Below are 18,064 nucleotides of genomic sequence, written 5' to 3'. Positions count from 1 at the left end.
AGCGCCCCGCGGGACGTCGACGCCGACGTCGGAGGACGAGCGATGCCGCACGAGACCACGACACCGACCGGGCCGGCACACCGACAGGGAGCGGCCACGCTGACGATCGTCGACGCGAGCGGTGCTCCGCTGCGTGACACCGAGGTGACCGTCGAGCAGACCCGCCACGCCTTCACTTTCGGCAACATCGGCTTCGACTTCGTCGACCTCGCCGCAGACGCAGACGCAGACGCGGACCCAGACGCCACCGCGCACCTCGCCGACCTGTTCGCGGACGTGTTCAACACCGCGACGCTCCCGTTCTACTGGGGTCGCTTCGAGCCCGAGCGCGGTGCCCCCGACACCCGCCGCCTGCTCGCCGCCGCACGGTGGTTCCGAGGGCGGGGCATCGCCGTGAAGGGGCACCCGCTCGTCTGGCACACCGTCCAGCCCGACTGGCTGCTCGGGCTGCCGACGGACGAGGTCGAGCAGCTGCTGCGTGCGCGCATCCGCCGCGAGGTGTCGGACGCCGCCGGCATCATCGACACCTGGGACGCCATCAACGAGGTCGTCATCATGCCGTTGTTCGACAACGGCGACAACGCGATCACGCCGCTCGCTCGGGCCCGGGGCCGCATCCCGATGATCCGGATGGCCTTCGACGAGGCCCGCGCCGCGAACCCGAACGCCACCCTGCTGCTCAACGACTTCGACCTGTCGAGCGCGTACGAGTGCCTGATCGAGGGCGTGCTCGAGGCCGGGGTGCAGATCGACGCCATCGGCCTGCAGACCCACATGCACCAGGGCTACTGGGGCGAGGAGACGATGCTCGCCATGGTCGACCGCTTCGCCCGGTACGGGCTGCCGCTGCACCTGACCGAGACCTCGCTCGTCTCGGGTGACCTCATGCCCGCGCACATCGTCGACCTGAACGACCACCAGGTCGACTCGTGGCCGTCGACGCCCGAGGGTGAGGCGCGCCAGGCCGACGACGTCGAGCGGCACTACCGCAGCCTCGTCGGGCACCCCGCCGTTGAGGCCATCACCTACTGGGGCATCACCGACGCCGACGCCTGGCTCGGTGCGCCGATCGGCCTCGTGCGCGCCGACGGCACGCCGAAGCCGTCCTACGACGCGCTCCGTCGCCTGGTCAAGCAGGAGTGGTGGCTCGGCCCGACGGTGCTGCGCACCGACGAACGCGGAGCGGTGCAGGTCCGCGGGTTCCGCGGCGACTACCGCGTCGACGTGCGGGGCACGTCCACGCCGTTCACGATCGCCGACGTGCCCGCTCGGGTCCAGGTCGTCGCCTGACCACCCGCGGAGCGCCGGGCCCTGGTTGCAGTTCCGCGCGTGGTGCGACGTCCCGCGCGTAGGGAGCCCTTTTTTCCGACCTCCTGCGCGCGATCCTGCCTTCCGCGCGCGATCCTGCTTCCGACGCGCGGTTCCGCACCCACCGCGGACGGGAGGCGCGGTGCCAGCTGACACCGCGCCTCCCGTCCGGCCGTGGTCGCGACCACCCCACGGTGCGACCCGCCCGGGCGCCCGGGTCGGTACGGTGGTCGGCATGGCCCGATTCACGCCGCCCGCCGCCGACGCCGTCCGGGCGCGACTCCTGCTCGCCGCGCGCGACGAGTTCGCGGCGCTCGGGTGCAACGGAGCGAAGGTCGAGCGGATCGCGGCGGCGGCGTCGAGCAACAAGGCCCAGGTCTTCCACTACTTCGGCAGCAAGGAGGGCCTGTTCGACGCCCTCGTCGAGCAGACCGTCGCCGAGACCTTTGCCGAGGTGCCGGTCGACACCGACGACCTCCCCGCCTTCGCCGGACGGCTGCACGACTCGCTGGCCCGCCGCCCGTGGGCACCGCGGCTCGCGGCCTGGCACCGGTTGGAGCGCGGCGACGCCGAACCCCTCGAAGCAGTCGTCGCCCGCAACACCGAAGCGGTGGCAGCCGTCGAGCACGCACAACGTGCGGGGGTGCTGCCCCGGTCCTACCGGCCCGCGGTGCTGCTCGGTCTGGTGCTGCACCTCGCCGCGCTCTGGAGCGTGACCGCGCCGACCACCGCGCCGGAGTACGACGCCCTCGTGCACGCGGTCACCCCGGCACGGCGTCGGCAGGTCGTCGTGGACGCCGTCGCCGCCATCGTCGGCTGACCCGGCTCCGATGATGACGGGCGACGTGCGCCGTGTGCTGGTCCTCGGCGGGACGGGGTGGCTCGGTCGCGAGGTCGCCCGGGCTGCCGTCGAGTCCGGGGCCGAGGTCGTGTGCCTCGCCCGCGGCGAGTCCGGTGCGGTCGCGGACGGTGCCGAACTGGTGCGGGCGGACCGGCTGCAGCCGGGCGCGTACGACGCGGTGACGGGGGACTGGGACGAGGTCGTCGAACTCGCGCACGCGCCGGACCTCGTCGGCCCCGCGCTCGATGCGCTCGCCGATCGTGCGGCGCACTGGACCCTCGTCTCGACCGTGTCGGTGTACGCCGACGACGCCGAGCCCGATGCTGACGAGTCCGCGGCGCTCGTCGAGCCCGACGACCTGTCGGAGTACGGCGCCGCGAAGGTCGCCGCCGAACGGGCCACCCGAGCGCGGCTCGGCGACCGGCTCGCGATCGTCCGCCCGGGTCTGATCGTCGGTCCGGGCGACCCGAGCGACCGGTTCGGGTACTGGCCGGCCCGACTGAGCCGACCCGGCCCGGTGCTGGTCCCCGTCCTCGCCGAGCGGTCCGTCCAGGTCGTCGACGTGACGGACCTGGCGGCGTGGATCGTGCACGCCGGACTGACCGGCTTCGTCGGCACCGTCAACGTGGTCGGAGCGCCGCAGCGGCTCGGCGACGTCCTGCGCCAGGTCGCGGCGCTCGCCGGGTACACCGGCGGGTTCGTCGAGGCGGACGACGACGCGCTGCTCGCCCACGACGTGCAGTACTGGGCGGGTCCGCGCTCGCTGCCGCTGTGGTTGCCGACGTCCGCCGCGGGGTTCGCCCGACGGTCGGGTGCGGCCTTCCGCGCTGCGGGCGGCCGCACCCGACCGCTGCAGGAGACCCTGCGTCGGGTGCTCGAGGACGAGCAGGCGCGCGGCGTCGAGCGAGCCCGGCGGTCGGGGCTGCCGCTGGCCGACGAGCGTGCGGTGCTCGCGGCGCTCGGGGCGACCGACACCTGAGGAACGACGCGGCAGCTGCACGCCGCGCGCCGCGCGTCGCCGGCACCTGCCACGTGCTTGCGCCCGCGATCAGTCGAGCGGGCCGATCGTCAGCGTGCACGAGGTGGCGGCGCCGTCCTCGATGTACGAGGCGAAGCTCCCCACGTCGTCGAACGGGAACCCGTACGCCTTGCCGTCCGTGTGGACGTCGTGCAGGCCCGCCGCGTAGTGGTTCGTCCGCGGCTGACGGTAGAAGCCCGACGGGTCGGTGGTCGGCTGCGTCCCGACGTCGCGCAGCGTCGAGCGGTTCAGCGCCGCCCCGAGCACCGCGGCGATCGGCCCGACGACCCCGTCGTTCGGCGCCGCGAGGTTGCCGTCGCAGTAGAACACGTCCCGCGTCGACGGCAGTCGGTACTGCGCGACCTGGCCGCCGCCCACCCGCGTCGCGGTCATCACGTCGCCGCTCGTCCGCAGGGTGTACCGCGCGGCGTTCGCGTCGACGAGCAGGTCGCGTTGCGTGTACGCGTCCCAGCTCTCGCGGACGTACCCGTCCAGGTAGGTCCCGCTGAACCGACCGACGTCGATGCCGTGCCCCGGCGCGATGACGCGGACGTCGTCGACGACGAGGTCGGCGAACCCCTCGGTGCCGCGCATGCGGTCGAAGAACGCCGAGCGGCCGCCGTCGCGCACCACGCCGATGGTCTGGTTCCGAGCGCCCTGCAGCTGGATGGCGATCGGGATGCTGAACATGTCGACCTGGGTCGAGTTGCAGTACATCGAGCCGTTCTGCCACGTGAACTCGAAGTAGTCGTGGAATACCGAGAAGGTCGGGTCGCCGCTCACCCAGCCGACGGGCTGCACGACGCCGGCGCCACCGGCGGTGCCGACGACCCGGAACGGGATCTCCTGCCCGAGCGAGACGTAGATGCGGCCGGACATGCCGCCGGCCGGCATGATCACCGTCCGCGCGTCGCTGAGCCGGACGCCCCAGTGCGCGATCCCGTCCGCACCGTTGTCGCTCGTGCTGGCAGCGTGGAAGGTGCCCTCCGGCGTCACGTGCCCGAGCTGACCGGTGCCGAGGTCCGTCCCGACGACGTGGATCCACACGTTCTCGTCGGCGTAGTTCCCGGTGCGGTTGACGATGCCCACCGGGAGCAGCGCCGCCGCGCTCGCCGCAGCGGGGCGGAGCAGGCCGAGTGACTCGCCGGTGACCGGGAACGCCGCGGCGGCGAGCCCGGCGGCACCCGCTCCGAGGAACGCGCGGCGGCTGAGGGCCGAGGGCTTGGCGGATTCGTGCACGTGATCTCCTTCGATCAGCCGCTCGTGGACGGCGGCGGTGGGGCGCAGCCGATCGAGGACAGCGACCCCGTTGCCGCGCGCAAGCGACGGTAGACCGGTCGGTCGACGGCGACAATCAGCACAACGAGGGACAAGCGCGTCCCCCGGTCGTCCCCTCCCAGTGGCCAGGACGACGCAGGTCGGCCGGCAGCCGGGTGTCGTGGTCGCCTCGCGCGGCGTCGACCTGCGGCTGCGAGACGAACAGGGCGGACGACAGGTCCGCCCCGTCGAGCCGGGCGTCGCGGAGGTCCGCGCCGAGCAGGTCGGCGGACGCCAGGTCGGTACCGCGCAGGTCCGCCGCGATGAGCGACGCCCCGCGTAGGTCGGCACCGATCAGCCGCAGCGACCGGAGGTCACGGCCGGCGAGGTCCGCGCCCGGCCGGAGCCCTGCCTGATCGGCCACGTCGTCGGCGAGGAAGCCGCCGCGGACCTCCGCGCTGACCTCGACGAGCGTGTCCCGCACGGCGGCGTGCGTCCGCTGCACGTCGTGGTCGAGCAGCCCGTCGACGTCCCCGTCGAGCACGGCCCGGACCTGCTGCTCGAGCGCGGCGGCCTGCGCCGCCGTCTCCGGCCCGACCGCCCGGGTCCGGGCCTCGGCGAGGTACCAGAGCAGCTCGTGCAGCTGCCGCGCGACGGCGAACGCCCGGAACATCCCCGAGCGGACCTCGGGGTGGTCCCGCCAGTTCCGTCCGCCGAACAGCTCCTGCGACACGTACTGCCCCGCACCGAAGCAGTCGAAGACGGTGCAGCCCCGGAACCCCCGGGGACGGAGCGAGTCGTGGACCGAGCAGGAGAACCCGGCGGTCAGGTTCCGGCACGGGGTGCCGGCGGGCTTGTCGACGGGGAAGTCGGCGGAGCGCTGGAACCCGAAGGCGGTGCAGCACAGGGCGGCGCAGTTCGCGCAGTCGGCTCGCAGCGCGGAACGGTCAGCGGTGGGGTCGGTGGAACGATCGGTGGTCATGGTGACGGGCTCTCTCGGACGGTGTCGTGTGGGTGGCGGGGGAGCGGGGACTCCGATCGGAGTCCCGGTTCCGGGCACACGAGACCACCGCCCCTCGTCCGAGGAGCGAACGGGTGTCGCTGGGTGGGCCCTGGGTCACAGGGCGGTGGGAGCTGTCACTGCTGCGAGGGTACCGCCGCACGGCGGCGGGCCGCAGCCCGCCCGTCGGGTCGCGTCCGCGTCGTGGTCGCGACCGGTGACGGACGGGAGGCGCGGGTCGGCCCCGCCCCGCGCCTCCCGTCCGTCAGTCCTGCGGCAGTCTCGTGAGCCGCACGGCCGTGGCCTCGAAGGGTCGGAGCGCGAGTCGCACGCCGTCGTCGAGGACCTCGACCGAGCCGGGTGCGTCGTCGCCGAGGTAGGTGCTGCGTGCCGCCGCACCGACGGCGGTGCCGACGCGGAGCGTGAGCGTGACCGGCTGGTCGGACACCGACTGCAGGCGGACGATCGACTGCCGGTCGTCCGGACCCGCGACCACGGACACCAGGCGGACGCGGTCGTCTTCCAGGGTGAGGAGCTCGGCCGACGCGTCCGCGCCCGAGCCGGGACCGGCTGCGGGGACCGTCGCCATCGGACGGACCAGGTCCGCCGTCGTCTGCAGGGCGACGGCCTCGACGGACTGCCCGGCCTCGGCACGGACCCCGAGGGCGTACTCGAACGTCGCGGTGAAGCCCTGCTCGATCGGGAAGTTCGTGTCCCACACGTTGTTGTGCAGCCACGAGTAGACGGTCGCCGCTCGCGCCGGGCTCGTGCTCGCCGGGAACGGCGCGTAGGGCAACGAGATCGTGCCCGGGTGGACCAGCGGTGCGTCCTTCGTCACCCAGACCACGGCGTCGTCGCGGTCCTGCACGCTCACCCAGTTGCGGATCGCGCGCATGTGCTGCGGCGCACCCGGCACGTGCGCCAGGCCGTCACCGGTGACGCCGCCGGAGACCTCGTAGCGGACGACCGGCTCCGCCGCGGCGAAGGGGAACGCGAAGAACGCGCTCTCCTTCGTGCGGGTCACCGGCTTCTCGAGCCGGTTCGCGATCCGCAGCCGGGGCTCGCCGTGCCGCAGCCGCAGCGTCACCGTGACCGCGTCGACCCCGGCGGCGGCGAAGCGGTAGACCAGGCGCTCCTCGACGGCGTCGGAGACCCGCTCGACCAGGACCGCGGGGCCGCCGACCGTGCGCGAGGCGAGGAGTTCGAGCCGGTCGGAGCTCCACAGCTTGTTCGCCAGGTGGTTGACGCCCGCGCCGGACGACCCGTACTCGTCGTAGACGTACCCGTTGAAGCCGGCCGGTGCGTCCTGCTCGACGATCTCGCGGCCGGTCGCGAGCTCGACGACGGACCGGATGGTCGACGTGCGCGGGTCGACGGCGACCCGCAGGTACGCGTTCTCGAGGGTGAAGAGCTCGGCGGCCGGCGTCGTGAGCGGGTCGTGGACGCGCGGCGGCTCCGGCTCCGCGGTGCCCGGCAGCACGTCGACCCGGACGAAGCCGAACGCCGGCACGTCCGTCAGCTGCACCGAGACCCAGCGACCGGACTCGCGGTGCAGTGCGTTCGACTGCGGTTCGACGACGACCGGCAGCGCGTCGCCGGTCCGGCCGTCGCGGAGCGCGACCGGGGCGTCGAGCGGCACGGAGGACTCCTTGAGCAGGAACCGGACCACGCCCGTGCGCGTCGCACCGGAGGCGTTCGCGACGACGATCGCGGCGAGGGCGTCGTCGGGTGCCGCCACCGTGTCGGCGAGGTAGACGAGGGCGTGCTCCTCGAGGTCGCGGCCGCGCTGGTGGGCGGTGATCGCCTGCCCCACCTTCCACTGCCACTGGCGCTCGCCGGAGTCGTAGCCCTCGTCACCGTGGGTCCACGAGTTGCTCGCGCCCCAGGTGTGTTCGTTGAACATGGAGATCGCGTCCCAGGCCGACCCCGCGTCGGCGTGCTCGGTCGGGACGGCCTGACCGCCGAGCCAGGCGGCTGCCTGCGAGAAGGAGCGGGCGTCGCTCACCGTGGCCTGTGCCTCGCGGACCAGGGCGAGCGGCACGGCGGCCGACCCGACGCCCTCGACCCACCAGTCGCCCCAGTCGCCCTCGATCGTGACGAGGTCGTCGCCGTGCCGTGCCTCGGCCTCGGCGAAGAAGTCCTCGTTCGTCGAGACCCGCAGCGTCGGCGACGTCCAGGTCTCGTTCCAGCGGCGGACCACCTCGGACAGGTGCAGCCGCGCCGGCCCGTTGTCGCCCATGAAGCCCTGCGTCCGCAGGTGCAGCACGTCCCACGGGTAGCCGGGCCGTCCCTCGGCCTGCTCGCCGTGCGCGCCGAACACCCCGGGCGGGAACGGGTAGCCGCGCGTCGCGAGCGCGGTGAGGTACGCGGGCAGGTACGCCTCGGCGACCTCGTACGACTCGGTCAGGCCGACCATGGGCCCCTCCATGTACGCCAGGCCGTGCGGGCTGTCGGTCATCCAGACCACGACGGAGTTGCCGGCCGGGGTGCGCCAGCGGAACATGCGCGGCAGGTCGAGCGCACCGTTCTGGTGCGGCATCGAGCGCCCGGCCCAGTTGTGCGCGACGGCGAGGTACCGCACGCCGACGTCGTGCAGGGCGTCGGGCAGGCCGGCGACCTGCCCGGGGACGTCGGTCTGCATCGCAGTGGTGAAGTCGATGCCGTACCGGTCGCGGATCCGGCGGGCCTCGCGGAACAGCTCGTGCAGCTCCTCGGTCGAGCAGGTGTCCGTGTGCAGGTTGTACGGCATCGCACTGAGGCCGATCGAGCCCTGGCGGACGAGCTCGACGAACTCGGCGACCTTCGCGGCCGGGCGGTGGCGCTCCCAGTCCGCGAACGCCCACAGCGCCTCGACGTTCCAGCGGAACCTGGCTGCGTCGGGCCAGTCCCGGGTCGCACTGGCGAGCTCGACGGCGGAGTCCAGGTAGGACCGCTGCGACGAGATCACGGTCGTCTGCGGGTCGGTGTACCCGAAGTCGAAGTGCGAGTGGTGCACCACGTGCACGGACCACGCGCGCTGCGGGAGCAGCACGAACGAGACGGTCTCGTCGCCGAGCCCGGGCAGCGCCAGGGTGACGTCGGTCGGCGCGTCGACGGTCCGGACGAGCAGCCGGACCGACCCGGCGTCGGGGGACGGCGCGTGGGCGACGACCCGGTCGCCGTCCGGCCCGGTGAGGGTCGCGCCGAAGGCGGACGTGGTCGCGTCCGGCTCGGTGTCGGTGTCGGTGTGGGTCTCGGTGTCCTCGCCGAGCAGCACGCGCACGCTCTGCACGGGGACGCCGTCGCGCTCGGTCAGCAGCGGCTCCGGGATCACACGCACGCGCGTCCCGCCGACGGTCGCGGCGGCCACGGTGGCGCGGTCGAGGAGGCCGGCGCGGGCCTCCAGGTGGGACCAGGGCTGGGCGGAGACGAGGGCGGTGTCGGTCATCGTCGGGGGAGTCCTTCGAGGTCGGGGTGGTCGGGCAGCCGGGGGCGGCCGGGGAGGCGAGGGAGGCGGGTGATCGGGCTGGGACGGGCCGGGCCGGGCCGGAGGCCGGAGGGGCGGCCGGCCGGTCGGTCGGGGTCAGGCGGTCGGGGTCAGGCGGTCGGGTTCAGGCCACGGGCGAAGAACCGCTGGAACGCGAAGAACACGATCACCGTCGGCAGCGACGCAACGAGCGCGCCGGCCAACGCGACCGGCGGTCCGTACGTCGAGTAGTTGCCGGTCAGGTCGGCCAGGGTCGCCATCACCGGCCGGATGTTCGGACTCGACGAGAGCGTCAGGCCGAACAGCAGGTCGTTCCAGATCCAGGTGAACTGGAACACGAAGGCGGCGAGCAGTGCGCTGGTCGACAGCGGCAGGTGGACCTGGAAGAACATCCGCACCCAGCCGGCGCCGTCCAGCGACGCGGCCTCGCGCACCTCGTTCGGCAGGCCGGTCATGTGCCCGCGCACCACGAAGAACGCGAACGGGATCGTCAGTGCCACGTAGACGAGCAGCATGCCGTACTGGGTGTCGAACAGCGACGCGGCCGCGTACCCGGTGAAGAGCGGCGACAGGAACGCCTGCAGCGGCAGGATCGTGCCGATGTAGATCACCCAGAACCACAGCGTCGGGCGCCGCACCGGCATGATCGTCACCGCGAACGAGGCGAGCGCGGCGATGAACACCGCGGCACCCGCGCCGACGACCGAGTAGAGCAGGCTGTTGGCCATGCCCTGGCCGACGTTGGCGTTCCGGAACGCGATGCCGATGTTCTCGAACAGCGACCACGAGGTGGGCCACCACGACGGCGTGCCCGAGTAGTCGGCGCCGCGGGTGAACGCGTTGACGACGAGCAGGTACGACGGGATCAGCCAGATCAGGGACACGACGATCAGCACGACCGTCAGGATCCGGCGGGAGGTCTTGGTCATCTCGGGCTCCTGCTAGTCGGTGGGACGGAGTTGCCGGCGGAGGTAGGCGTACGAGGCGACCACCACGACCAGGGTGAGGAAGACGGACACGGCGGCGCCGGAACCGTAGCGGGAGAGCGTGAACGTCTCGCGGTACATCGTCAGCGCCAGGGTCTCCGACGCGGTGCCGGGGCCGCCGTTCGTGAGCAGCAGCACCTGGTCGAACACCTTCAGGCTGCCGACGATCGAGATGCCGACGACGACCACGGTCATCGGACGCAGCTGCGGGAAGGTCACGGACCAGAACAGCCGCCAGCCGGAGGCACCGTCGATCTGCGCGGCCTCGAGCGTGTTCGGCGGGATCGACTGCAGGCCGACCAGGAACAGGATCACGCACGCGCCGGTGGCCTGCCACGTCGTCGCGATGATCATCATCACGGTGTTGAGCGGCCACTGCAGCAGCCACTGCGACACCAGACCGTCGAGCCCGAACGTCCGCAGCAGGGTGTCGAGGCCGCCGTCGGTCGAGAGCATGAAGGTCCAGACGACGGCGGTCGCCGAGCCGGAGATCGCGTAGGGCAGCACGATGGCGAACCGTGCCAGTCCGCCGAGCTTGAGCTTCCACGTCCCGACGGCGATCGCGAGTCCGATCCCGACGGGGAGCAGCAGGGTGCCGACCACCCACAGGAAGGTGTTGAGCACGGACTGGCCGAACGCGGGGTCCGCGAACATCGCCCGGTAGTTCTCGAGGCCCACCCAGCTGCGGGTGAAGCCGTTGTCGTCGAAGAAGCTGCGGTAGATCGTGAACAGGAACGGGGCGACGAGGAGCACCACGACGAGCACGACGGCCGGCGCGAGGAACGCTCCGCCGGTCAGTCGTGCCCGCAGGGGCACGCGCTGCTGCGCGGTCGGGCGTCGGGCGGGAGCGGTGCGGGCCGCGGGGTCGACGGCCGTCTCGGGGACGGGCGGCTGGGTGATGGTCATGCGGCGTTCCAGATCTTCCACTCGGTCCGGGCCCGGTTCTCCATGGACCGCAGGGTGGCGACCCCGTTCGCCTTCGACGGGTTCACCATGAAGGCGCCGAGGTCCTGCACGTTGCCCTCGACGAGCGGGGTGGGGGAGGCCTCCCAGTACCGCGTCAGCTGGACGGGTCGGGTGGCGGCGATGTCCTTCGCCAGGTCCTGCACCAGGTCGGACTTCGGCAGGGCGTCGGGGTTCGGACTCGTGTCACCGAGGAACCCGACCCAGGCGGTCTGCACGTCGGTCGCGAGCCAGTTCTTCGCGACGTCGACGGCGGCCGTGTGCCGGTGGGCCTTGACCGGCACGGAGAGCGACCCGCTCTCGACGACGACCGCGGCGGGCGCGTCGCCCCGCGGCGGGACACGGAAGAAGCCGATGTCGTCGTCGGTCAGACCCGCCGCGAGCAGGGTGTTCGCGAACCAGGTGCCGTAGAGCATCATCCCGAACCTGCCCTTGCCGACCAGGCCGGGCAGGTCGTTCGAGGTGACGTCCGGGGCGGAGAAGAACCCGTCGGCGTACATGCCCGACCAGAGGTCCATCGCCTCGACGGCCTGGTCGGCGGTGTACTCCGCCTTGTCGGTCGTGACGGCCTGGTAGTAGTCCGGGTCGGTCGAGGCGAGCAGCTGCATGAACCAGATCTCGGCCTCCCACGTGGTGGCGCCGGGGGACAGGAACGGTGTGATGCCGGCGTCCTTGAGCTTCTGCGCAGCGTCCATCACCTCGTCGAAGGTCGTCGGGACCTGGATGCCGTGCTCGGCGAACGCCTTCTTGCTGTAGAAGACCGCGTAGTAGCTCTTGTAGAGCGGGACGCCGTACGCCTTGCCCCGGTAGCTGAAGGACTCGCGCTGCCCGGGGTCGACCCACCCGCGCCGCTCGACGTCGTCCCACACGCTGTTCAGGTCGGTGAGGATGTCGGCCCGGGCGATGTCCTGCAGTCGGTAGCCGTTCGTCCACTTGATGAGGTCCGTGGTGCTGTCGGTCTGCGCCGTCATCCGGATGATCTGCCCGTAGTTCGCGACGCTCGCCACCGAGCGCGAGGTGATGCGGTACCCCGTCCGCTTCGCGAGCACCGCCGAGGCCGCCGCGTAGCCGGGCCCCCACGTCGGGTTGTCGCTGTTCAACGTGACGGTGCCGGGCGCGGACGGCTGGGTGTCGGAGCCGCGGGCGCACGCCGACAGGGCGAGCGCGAGCAGGCCGCCGCCACCGACGGCGAGTGCGGAACGGCGGGTCACGGCGGGCCCTCGGGAGAGCGGGTTCGGCATCGGACGATCCATTCGACGGTGAATTGATAACGTTACCAAGTGGAGCATACACGGCCGACGAACGGCCGCAAGTGGGCCGTCCGGTATACAGGGACGCATGCAGCCAGCCGAGGGACCCGAGCCGGGCCGCAAGGCCACGATGACCGTGAAGGACATCGCACGGGTCGCCGAGGTGAGCCCGATGACCGTCTCCCGCGTACTCTCCGGCGGCAAGAACGTCCGCCCGGCGCTCCGCGAGCACGTCGAGCGCGTCATCGCCGAGGTCGGCTACCACCGCAACGAGAACGCGCGCAGCCTGCGCCCCGGGCAGCGGTCCGGCCTCGTCGGCGTGCTCATCACGAACATCGGCAACCCCTACTACGCGGGCGTCGTGCAGGGCATCGAGCAGGTCGTCGCCGCGACCGGCCGCCGCATCCTGGTCGGCACGACGAACGAGGACGGCGACCTCGAGCGGCAGCTGCTGTCGGACTTCCTCGGTCGCCAGGTCGAGGGCCTCATCGTCGTGCCCGTCGGCCAGGACGGCACCCGCTTCACGGCCGACCGGCTGAACGACGCGCCCGTCGTCCTCGCGTCGCGCACCGTCGAGGACGCCCCCGCGGACGCCGTGCTCATCGACGACGTCCGCGGTGCCCACGACGCGACCGCGATCATGCTCGACGAGGGCCACCGGCGGATCGCCTTCCTCGGCAACAAGGTCACGGTGTCGACCGGACAACGCCGCCTCGCCGGCTTCCGTAGTGCCTTCGACGAGCGGGGGTCCGAGCCCGACGAGCACCTGGTCGTCCTCGAGCTGCAGGACGCCGCCGCGGCCGAACACGCGATGCGCCGGCTGCTCGACCAGCCGGAGCCGCCGACCGCGGTCTTCGCGGCGAACAACCGGATCAGCGTCGGCGCCATCCGCGCGATCGCCGGAGTGGTCGCCGACGGCACGGTCGCCCGGCCGCCGCGGCTCTTCGCCTTCGACTCCTTCGACTTCGCCGACATGGCGCCGATCCCGCTCTCGGTGATCGACCACGACCCCGCTGAGCTCGGCCGCGTGGCCGCGCGGATGCTGCTGTCCCGCCTGGACGGGAGCGCCGACGGCGAGGCACCGCGGCGCGTCGAGTTGCCGGTCAGCATCGTGCACCACTGAGGTGGCGTGCACGTTCCGTCCCATCGCGGGTGGAGTGGGAAGCCGTTCCGCGCGTCGGGGGCCGGAAGAACCTGCTTCCTACGCGCGATCCTGCTCACCACGCGCGGAACCGCCGCCGGCGCGCGGGGACCGCACGCGGCGCGGACGGGAGGCACGTGGCGGGCCGGCACCGGGCCTCCCGTCCGGCGGGCGTGCACGTTCTGTCCCATCGCAGGTGGAGTAGGAAGCTGTTCCGCGCGTCGGGGGCCGGAAGAACCTGCTCCCTACGCGCGATCCTGCTCACCACGCGCGGAACTGCCGCCGGCGCGCGGGGAGCGTACGCGGCGCGGACGGGAGGCTCGCGGCGGGCTGGCACCGGGCCTCCCGTCCGGCGCCACGCACGTTCTGTCCCATCGCGGGTGGTGTGGGAAGCCGTTCCGCGCGTAGGTGGTGAGAAGGAACGGCTTCCGACGCGCGGTTCTGCTCACCACGCGCGGATCGACCACCGACGCGCGGAACTGCACCTGGGCAGACCGGCGGGCACCGGGTGCCGAGGTGCTGGTTGCGGAGGAACGTGGGTGCGACGGTATGTTGGTAACGTTATCAGTGCGAAAGGGGTCCCATGTCCACCTTCCTGCCCACCGGTGTGACCGCCGGCCAGTACGACAAGGCTCCCGTCATCGAGCTGCCGCCGGGCCACGACGTCTGGGCCGGTCCGGACGCCTGGCGTCGGCTGGCGGAGGTCCTGACCGCGTCCGAGCACCACACCATGGCCGTCGACACGTACCCGGGGTCGGACCTGACGGGGCTCTGCCGTGAGCTCACCGCTGCCGTGCCCGACGCCCTCGTCATCGACGTCGAGGACGCTGCCGCACTGCCGAACGCCGAGATCGAGGAGCGCATCGCCGCGAACCTCACCGACGACCGCGTGTTCGGGGTGCTCGGGCACCAGGTCCTCGCCGACTTCTACGACGCCGGACACCTCGAGCAGGTCGCCGAGCGTGTCCGGTCGACCGACGGCCCCGTGGTGGTGGTCGGCTGGGGTGCGACGCTCGTACCGACCGCGTTCGACACGGTCGTGCTCGCCGACCTCGCGCGCTGGGAGATCCAGCGTCGGCAGCGGGCCGGGGCGCCGAACTGGCGTGCCGACAACGGCGACGAGGACCAGCTCCGCAAGGTCAAGCGCGGCTACTTCGTCGAGTGGCGCACGGCCGACCGGCACAAGCGCGCCCTGTTCGACCGGATCGACCTCGTGCTCGACGCGAACGCCTCGATGGCCGAGGCGAAGCTCATCAGCGGCGACACCTTCCGCGCCGGGCTGGAACTCGCGAGCCGGCGGCCGTTCCGCGTCGTGCCGTTCTTCGACCCCGGGGTGTGGGGCGGCCAGTGGATGAAGGAGGTCCTCGAGGTCGGCGACGCCGACAACTACGCGTGGTGCTTCGACTGCGTCCCCGAGGAGAACAGTCTGCTGTTCCGCATCGGCGACACCGTCGTGGAGCTGCCGGCGCTCGACCTGGTGTTCCGCCACCCGCGCGAACTGCTCGGCGTGAAGACCCACGCCCGGTTCGGCGCCGAGTTCCCGATCCGGTTCGACTTCCTCGACACCATGGACGGCGGCAACCTGTCGCTGCAGGTCCACCCGCTCACCGACTACATGCAGAACGTGTTCGGCATGCCCTACACCCAGGACGAGAGCTACTACCTGCTCGACGCCGCCGACGACGCCGTCGTGTACCTGGGACTCCGTGACGACGCGGACCCGGACGAGCTGCAGGCCGCACTCCGGTCGGCCTCGGCGGGCGAGGAACCCTTCGCTGCGGACCGGTACGTCAACCGGTTCCCGGCTCGGAAGCACGACCACTTCCTCATCCCGGCCGGCACCGTGCACTGCTCCGGCGCCGACTCGATGGTCCTGGAGATCTCGGCGACGCCGTACATCTTCACGTTCAAGATGTGGGACTGGGGGCGGGTCGGCCTGGACGGCGTGCCGCGCCCGGTGCACCTCGACCACGCCTTCGCCAACATCCAGTGGGACCGCCGCACCGACTTCGCCCGCGACGAGCTCGTGAACCAGGTGACCGAGGTCGCTCGCGGCGACGGCTGGGTCGAGGAGCGCACCGGGCTGCACGAGCTCGAGTTCATCGAGGTCCGGCGGCACTGGTTCGACGGCGTCGTCGCGCACGACACCGACGGCACCGTGAACGTGCTCAACCTGGTCGAGGGTGCCGAGGCCGTCGTCGAGAGCCCCGACGGCGCCTTCGAGCCGTTCGTCGTGCACTACGCCGAGACGTTCATCGTTCCCGCGAGCGTCGGTCGCTACACGATCCGGCCCTGGGGGGCCGGGGTCGGACAGCGGCTCGGCACCGTGAAGGCCGCCGTGCGGGGGACCGGTCTGAGCGACTGACGGAGCATGCGAGCGGACCCCGGGCGCCGGCCACGGCCGGCGCCCGGGGTCGGCTGTGCCCGATCCCGACGCCCGACCGCGGATCCGGACGGCGGGGCCGGACCGTGGGGCCGGACCGCGGATCAGCGGTCGTCGTGCCCGGCGACACGGCTCCAGGTGACGGCGGCTCCGGCCAGTGGGGCCCTCGTGCCGAGCGCGGCCGCCAGCACCGGGCCGCCGTCGTCCGTGGGGAAGTCCGGCGCGATCGTGTCGCGGAGCGGGCCGCCGACGACGTCCCACGACCGGGCGACCGACCCGCCGACGACCACACGGTCCGCGGCGAACCGCTCGACCCACGGCCGCAGCGCGGTGCCGAGGGCACGTGCCGCGCGGTCGACGACCTCGGCGGCGAGCCGGTCGCCCTGTCGCGCGAGGGCGCAGATCTCCTCGACGGTGCGGTCACCGCCCGCTGCCGCGCGGTAGGCGTGACGGAGGGCGGGGGAGGAGAAGGTCGCCTCGAGCGGGCGTCCGTCGATCGTCAGGCGGTGCACCTCGCCCTCCTCCGGCACCAGGTCGCCGGTGCTCACCTCGACGCCGTCGGCCAGGAAGGCCGAGCCGACGCCGGTGCCGAGGGTGATGCAGACCATGCGCTGTGCCCGTGCGCCGGACCCGGCGGCCCACTCGCCGATGCCGTACGCGACGGCGTCGTTGCAGAAGCGGACGTCCTCCGGTTCCACGTCGAGGCGCTCGGCGAAGGCCCGTCGTAGGTCGACGCCTGCCAGGGAGTGGAACTTGTCCACCCCGGCGAACGTGCCGGTGCCCGCGGCGTAGTCGAACGGTCCGGGCATCGCGACGGCCCATCCTCGCGGTGGATCCGCCGAGAGCAGGGACCGGGCAGGGCCGACGAGTTGGTCGAGCAGGACGCCGAGCGGCGCGTGCGGGTCGATCGCCGAGCCGGCCTCGCGGTCGACCGCGCCCACCGCCGCCGGGTCGACGAGCGCGGCCGTGACGTGGCTCCCGCCGACGTCCATGACGCCGACGGGAGCCCCGGTCGGGAGTGCGGTGGTCAACTGACCTCGCCGAGCCGGTCGGGCGACCACGCGAGGACGGCGAAGACCTGGATCATCGCTGCCTGGTCGAGCGTCGCGGCGGGGCGCGACCAGTCCGGGTCGCCACCGCCGCTCGGCTGGAAGTGGAACAGCCCGGTCGCCGGGTCGCGGTTGTCACGCCAGGTCGCCGTCGCCCACTGCTCGGCAGCGGCGCGGTACGCGGGGTCGTGCTGCACGGAGTCGAGCAGCAGCAGGTCCTTGACGTAGAACGCGTTGAACACCGCGGGCTGCTGCTGCAGGCGACCCTCGGCCGTCCAGTAGCGCAGCGACGCCTTGGCGGCCGCGGCTGCCTGGCGCAGGTACTTCGGGTCGTCGGTGGCGCGGTACAGGATCGTGGCCGTCCCGATCATCGCGCCGGAGTTGTAGGTCCACAGCGTCGGGTCGACGGTGCCGTCGGGGCCGATGCTGTTCCGGTACAGGCCAGCGGACTCGCGCAGGCAGCGGTTGTTCCACTGGTACAGCTTCGTGCTCGTGCGCAGGTAGGACGCCTCGCCGGTCTCGTCGTACAGGTGCGCGGCGAGCTGCGCCGTGAGCCCGGTGACGTTCGCGGCGCGGACCGTGTTGTCCGGTCGGTCGATCCAGTCGGAGCCGCCCGGACAGGGCAGCGTCGCGTCGGTGTTCCAGCTGCGCGCGGCGACGTCGAAGGCGGCTTCGGCGCGGTCGAGGTACGCCGGGTCGTCGGTGGCCTGGTACTGGCTGACGAAGGAGAGACCGACGACCGCGTTGTCGTCGTAGTAGACGTCGCCGCCGGTGCCGAGCGGTGCGGGCAGGTAGGACTCGTAGCCGGGTCGTCCTCCCGGAGCGACCGCGTGGTACCGCTCGAAGCCGTCCACCCGCGCAGCGGCGGAGTGCGCGTAGGCGGCGCCGGCACCGTCGATGCCCTGCAGGTCGAGCGCCGCCTGCGTGGCCTCGCGGTACTCCCAGAGGAACGAGTACGGGTTGCCGGTGCTCGTGTCGGTGTTCTCCCGGTACAGCCCGTGACCTGCGGAGCCGGTGTACAGGGCGTCCTGCATGGCGTCGTAGGTGGCGCTCGCGCGCTGCTGCCAGACGGCGTCCGGTGGTGCGGCAGCGGCGTCCGCAGCCTGGGGGACGCCGACGGCGGCGACGCCGAGGACGATCGCGGCGGCCGTGACCCGCACCCCGCGGACGGCGGTGCTTCGTGTCGAGCTGAGCATCGTTGCTCTCCTTCCCGTTGGTATCGTTACCATACGCGGCGGGCACGAAGACGACAAGGCCGGATCGGCGCCCGCCCGGGGGTCGGGGCGGACACCATCGACGTCGGACGACATCGATCCTGTCGTCCCGCGTCGACCTCCCGTGCCCGTACCCGTGCCCGTACCCGTACCCGTACCCGTACCCGTACCCGTGCCCGTGCCCGTGC

13 protein-coding genes are annotated in these 18,064 nt (G+C 72.5%); 5 read left to right on the top strand and 8 right to left on the bottom strand.

All coding sequences use genetic code 11. The features are described 5' to 3' along the window. Positions 1-42 precede the first annotated feature (42 nt). The 3 genes from BIU94_RS15600 (at position 43) to BIU94_RS15590 (ending at position 3,128) form a co-directional block, all read left to right on the top strand. Entirely contained in the window at positions 43-1,290 is a 1,248-nt protein-coding gene (locus BIU94_RS15600) for an endo-1,4-beta-xylanase (protein WP_071262731.1), read from the top strand. Positions 1,291-1,543: 253 nt separating this feature from the next. Continuing rightward, positions 1,544-2,128 (top strand): TetR family transcriptional regulator, encoded by a 585-nt coding sequence (locus BIU94_RS15595; RefSeq protein ID WP_071263028.1) that lies wholly within the window; start codon positions 1,544-1,546, stop codon positions 2,126-2,128. A gap of 25 nt (positions 2,129-2,153) precedes the next feature. After that, positions 2,154-3,128 (top strand): NAD-dependent epimerase/dehydratase family protein, encoded by a 975-nt coding sequence (locus tag BIU94_RS15590; RefSeq protein WP_139196425.1) that lies wholly within the window; start codon positions 2,154-2,156, stop codon positions 3,126-3,128. A 69-nt stretch (positions 3,129-3,197) separates the two neighbouring features. Here BIU94_RS15590 and BIU94_RS15585 read toward each other — a convergent pair whose 3' ends face one another. From BIU94_RS15585 to BIU94_RS15560, 6 genes are all read right to left on the bottom strand, one after another. Further along, positions 3,198-4,406: a beta-1,3-glucanase family protein gene (locus tag BIU94_RS15585; RefSeq protein ID WP_071262730.1), complete on the bottom strand. Its 1,209-nt coding sequence runs from the start codon at positions 4,404-4,406 to the stop codon at positions 3,198-3,200. A gap of 115 nt (positions 4,407-4,521) precedes the next feature. Further along, complete coding sequence (locus BIU94_RS15580; RefSeq protein WP_071262729.1) at positions 4,522-5,406, bottom strand: pentapeptide repeat-containing protein; 885 nt, start codon at positions 5,404-5,406, stop codon at positions 4,522-4,524. A gap of 283 nt (positions 5,407-5,689) precedes the next feature. Further along, positions 5,690-8,851, bottom strand: a complete 3,162-nt coding sequence (locus tag BIU94_RS15575) for a glycoside hydrolase family 38 C-terminal domain-containing protein (protein ID WP_071262728.1) — start codon at positions 8,849-8,851, stop codon at positions 5,690-5,692. Between the two features lie 149 nt (positions 8,852-9,000). Further along, positions 9,001-9,819 carry a carbohydrate ABC transporter permease gene (locus BIU94_RS15570; protein WP_071262727.1) on the bottom strand — a complete coding sequence of 273 codons (819 nt, stop codon included), beginning with the start codon at positions 9,817-9,819 and terminating at the stop codon, positions 9,001-9,003. Positions 9,820-9,831: 12 nt separating this feature from the next. Continuing rightward, positions 9,832-10,782: a carbohydrate ABC transporter permease gene (locus BIU94_RS15565; protein WP_071262726.1), complete on the bottom strand. Its 951-nt coding sequence runs from the start codon at positions 10,780-10,782 to the stop codon at positions 9,832-9,834. Then, a complete protein-coding gene (locus BIU94_RS15560; RefSeq protein ID WP_175473908.1) occupies positions 10,779-12,080 on the bottom strand; it encodes an ABC transporter substrate-binding protein in 1,302 nt (433 codons plus the stop codon). Before BIU94_RS15560 ends, BIU94_RS15565 begins: the two co-directional genes overlap by 4 nt. A 97-nt stretch (positions 12,081-12,177) precedes the next feature. Here BIU94_RS15560 and BIU94_RS15555 point away from each other — a divergent pair, with 97 nt between their 5' ends. Beyond that, the gene (locus BIU94_RS15555; protein ID WP_071262724.1) at positions 12,178-13,212 is read left to right on the top strand and encodes a LacI family DNA-binding transcriptional regulator; all 1,035 of its coding nucleotides are present in this window, start codon (positions 12,178-12,180) and stop codon (positions 13,210-13,212) included. A 601-nt stretch (positions 13,213-13,813) separates the two neighbouring features. Beyond that, positions 13,814-15,595 carry a class I mannose-6-phosphate isomerase gene (locus tag BIU94_RS15550; protein WP_071262723.1) on the top strand — a complete coding sequence of 594 codons (1,782 nt, stop codon included), beginning with the start codon at positions 13,814-13,816 and terminating at the stop codon, positions 15,593-15,595. 122 nt (positions 15,596-15,717) lie between these two features. On the opposite strand, the gene BIU94_RS15545 is transcribed toward BIU94_RS15550, so the two are convergent. After that, positions 15,718-16,644 carry an ROK family protein gene (locus BIU94_RS15545; protein WP_083412438.1) on the bottom strand — a complete coding sequence of 309 codons (927 nt, stop codon included), beginning with the start codon at positions 16,642-16,644 and terminating at the stop codon, positions 15,718-15,720. Then, complete coding sequence (locus BIU94_RS15540; RefSeq protein WP_071290561.1) at positions 16,641-17,858, bottom strand: glycoside hydrolase family 76 protein; 1,218 nt, start codon at positions 17,856-17,858, stop codon at positions 16,641-16,643. Before BIU94_RS15540 ends, BIU94_RS15545 begins: the two co-directional genes overlap by 4 nt. Between the last annotated feature and the right edge of the window lie 206 nt (positions 17,859-18,064).

Source organism: Curtobacterium sp. MMLR14_006, assembly GCF_001864985.1.
Classification (GTDB): domain Bacteria; phylum Actinomycetota; class Actinomycetes; order Actinomycetales; family Microbacteriaceae; genus Curtobacterium.
This window is presented reverse-complemented; position numbering and strand designations above follow the sequence as displayed.

Coding starts and splice junctions, on each gene's coding strand:
- BIU94_RS15575 (WP_071262728.1), bottom strand. CDS start 8,851: ATGACCGACACCGCCCTCGTCTCCGCCCAGCCCTGGTCCCACCTGGAG.
- BIU94_RS15560 (WP_175473908.1), bottom strand. CDS start 12,080: ATGCCGAACCCGCTCTCCCGAGGGCCCGCCGTGACCCGCCGTTCCGCA.
- BIU94_RS15595 (WP_071263028.1), top strand. CDS start 1,544: ATGGCCCGATTCACGCCGCCCGCCGCCGACGCCGTCCGGGCGCGACTC.
- BIU94_RS15580 (WP_071262729.1), bottom strand. CDS start 5,406: ATGACCACCGATCGTTCCACCGACCCCACCGCTGACCGTTCCGCGCTG.
- BIU94_RS15540 (WP_071290561.1), bottom strand. CDS start 17,858: ATGCTCAGCTCGACACGAAGCACCGCCGTCCGCGGGGTGCGGGTCACG.
- BIU94_RS15550 (WP_071262723.1), top strand. CDS start 13,814: ATGTCCACCTTCCTGCCCACCGGTGTGACCGCCGGCCAGTACGACAAG.
- BIU94_RS15600 (WP_071262731.1), top strand. CDS start 43: ATGCCGCACGAGACCACGACACCGACCGGGCCGGCACACCGACAGGGA.
- BIU94_RS15570 (WP_071262727.1), bottom strand. CDS start 9,819: ATGACCAAGACCTCCCGCCGGATCCTGACGGTCGTGCTGATCGTCGTG.
- BIU94_RS15565 (WP_071262726.1), bottom strand. CDS start 10,782: ATGACCATCACCCAGCCGCCCGTCCCCGAGACGGCCGTCGACCCCGCG.
- BIU94_RS15555 (WP_071262724.1), top strand. CDS start 12,178: ATGCAGCCAGCCGAGGGACCCGAGCCGGGCCGCAAGGCCACGATGACC.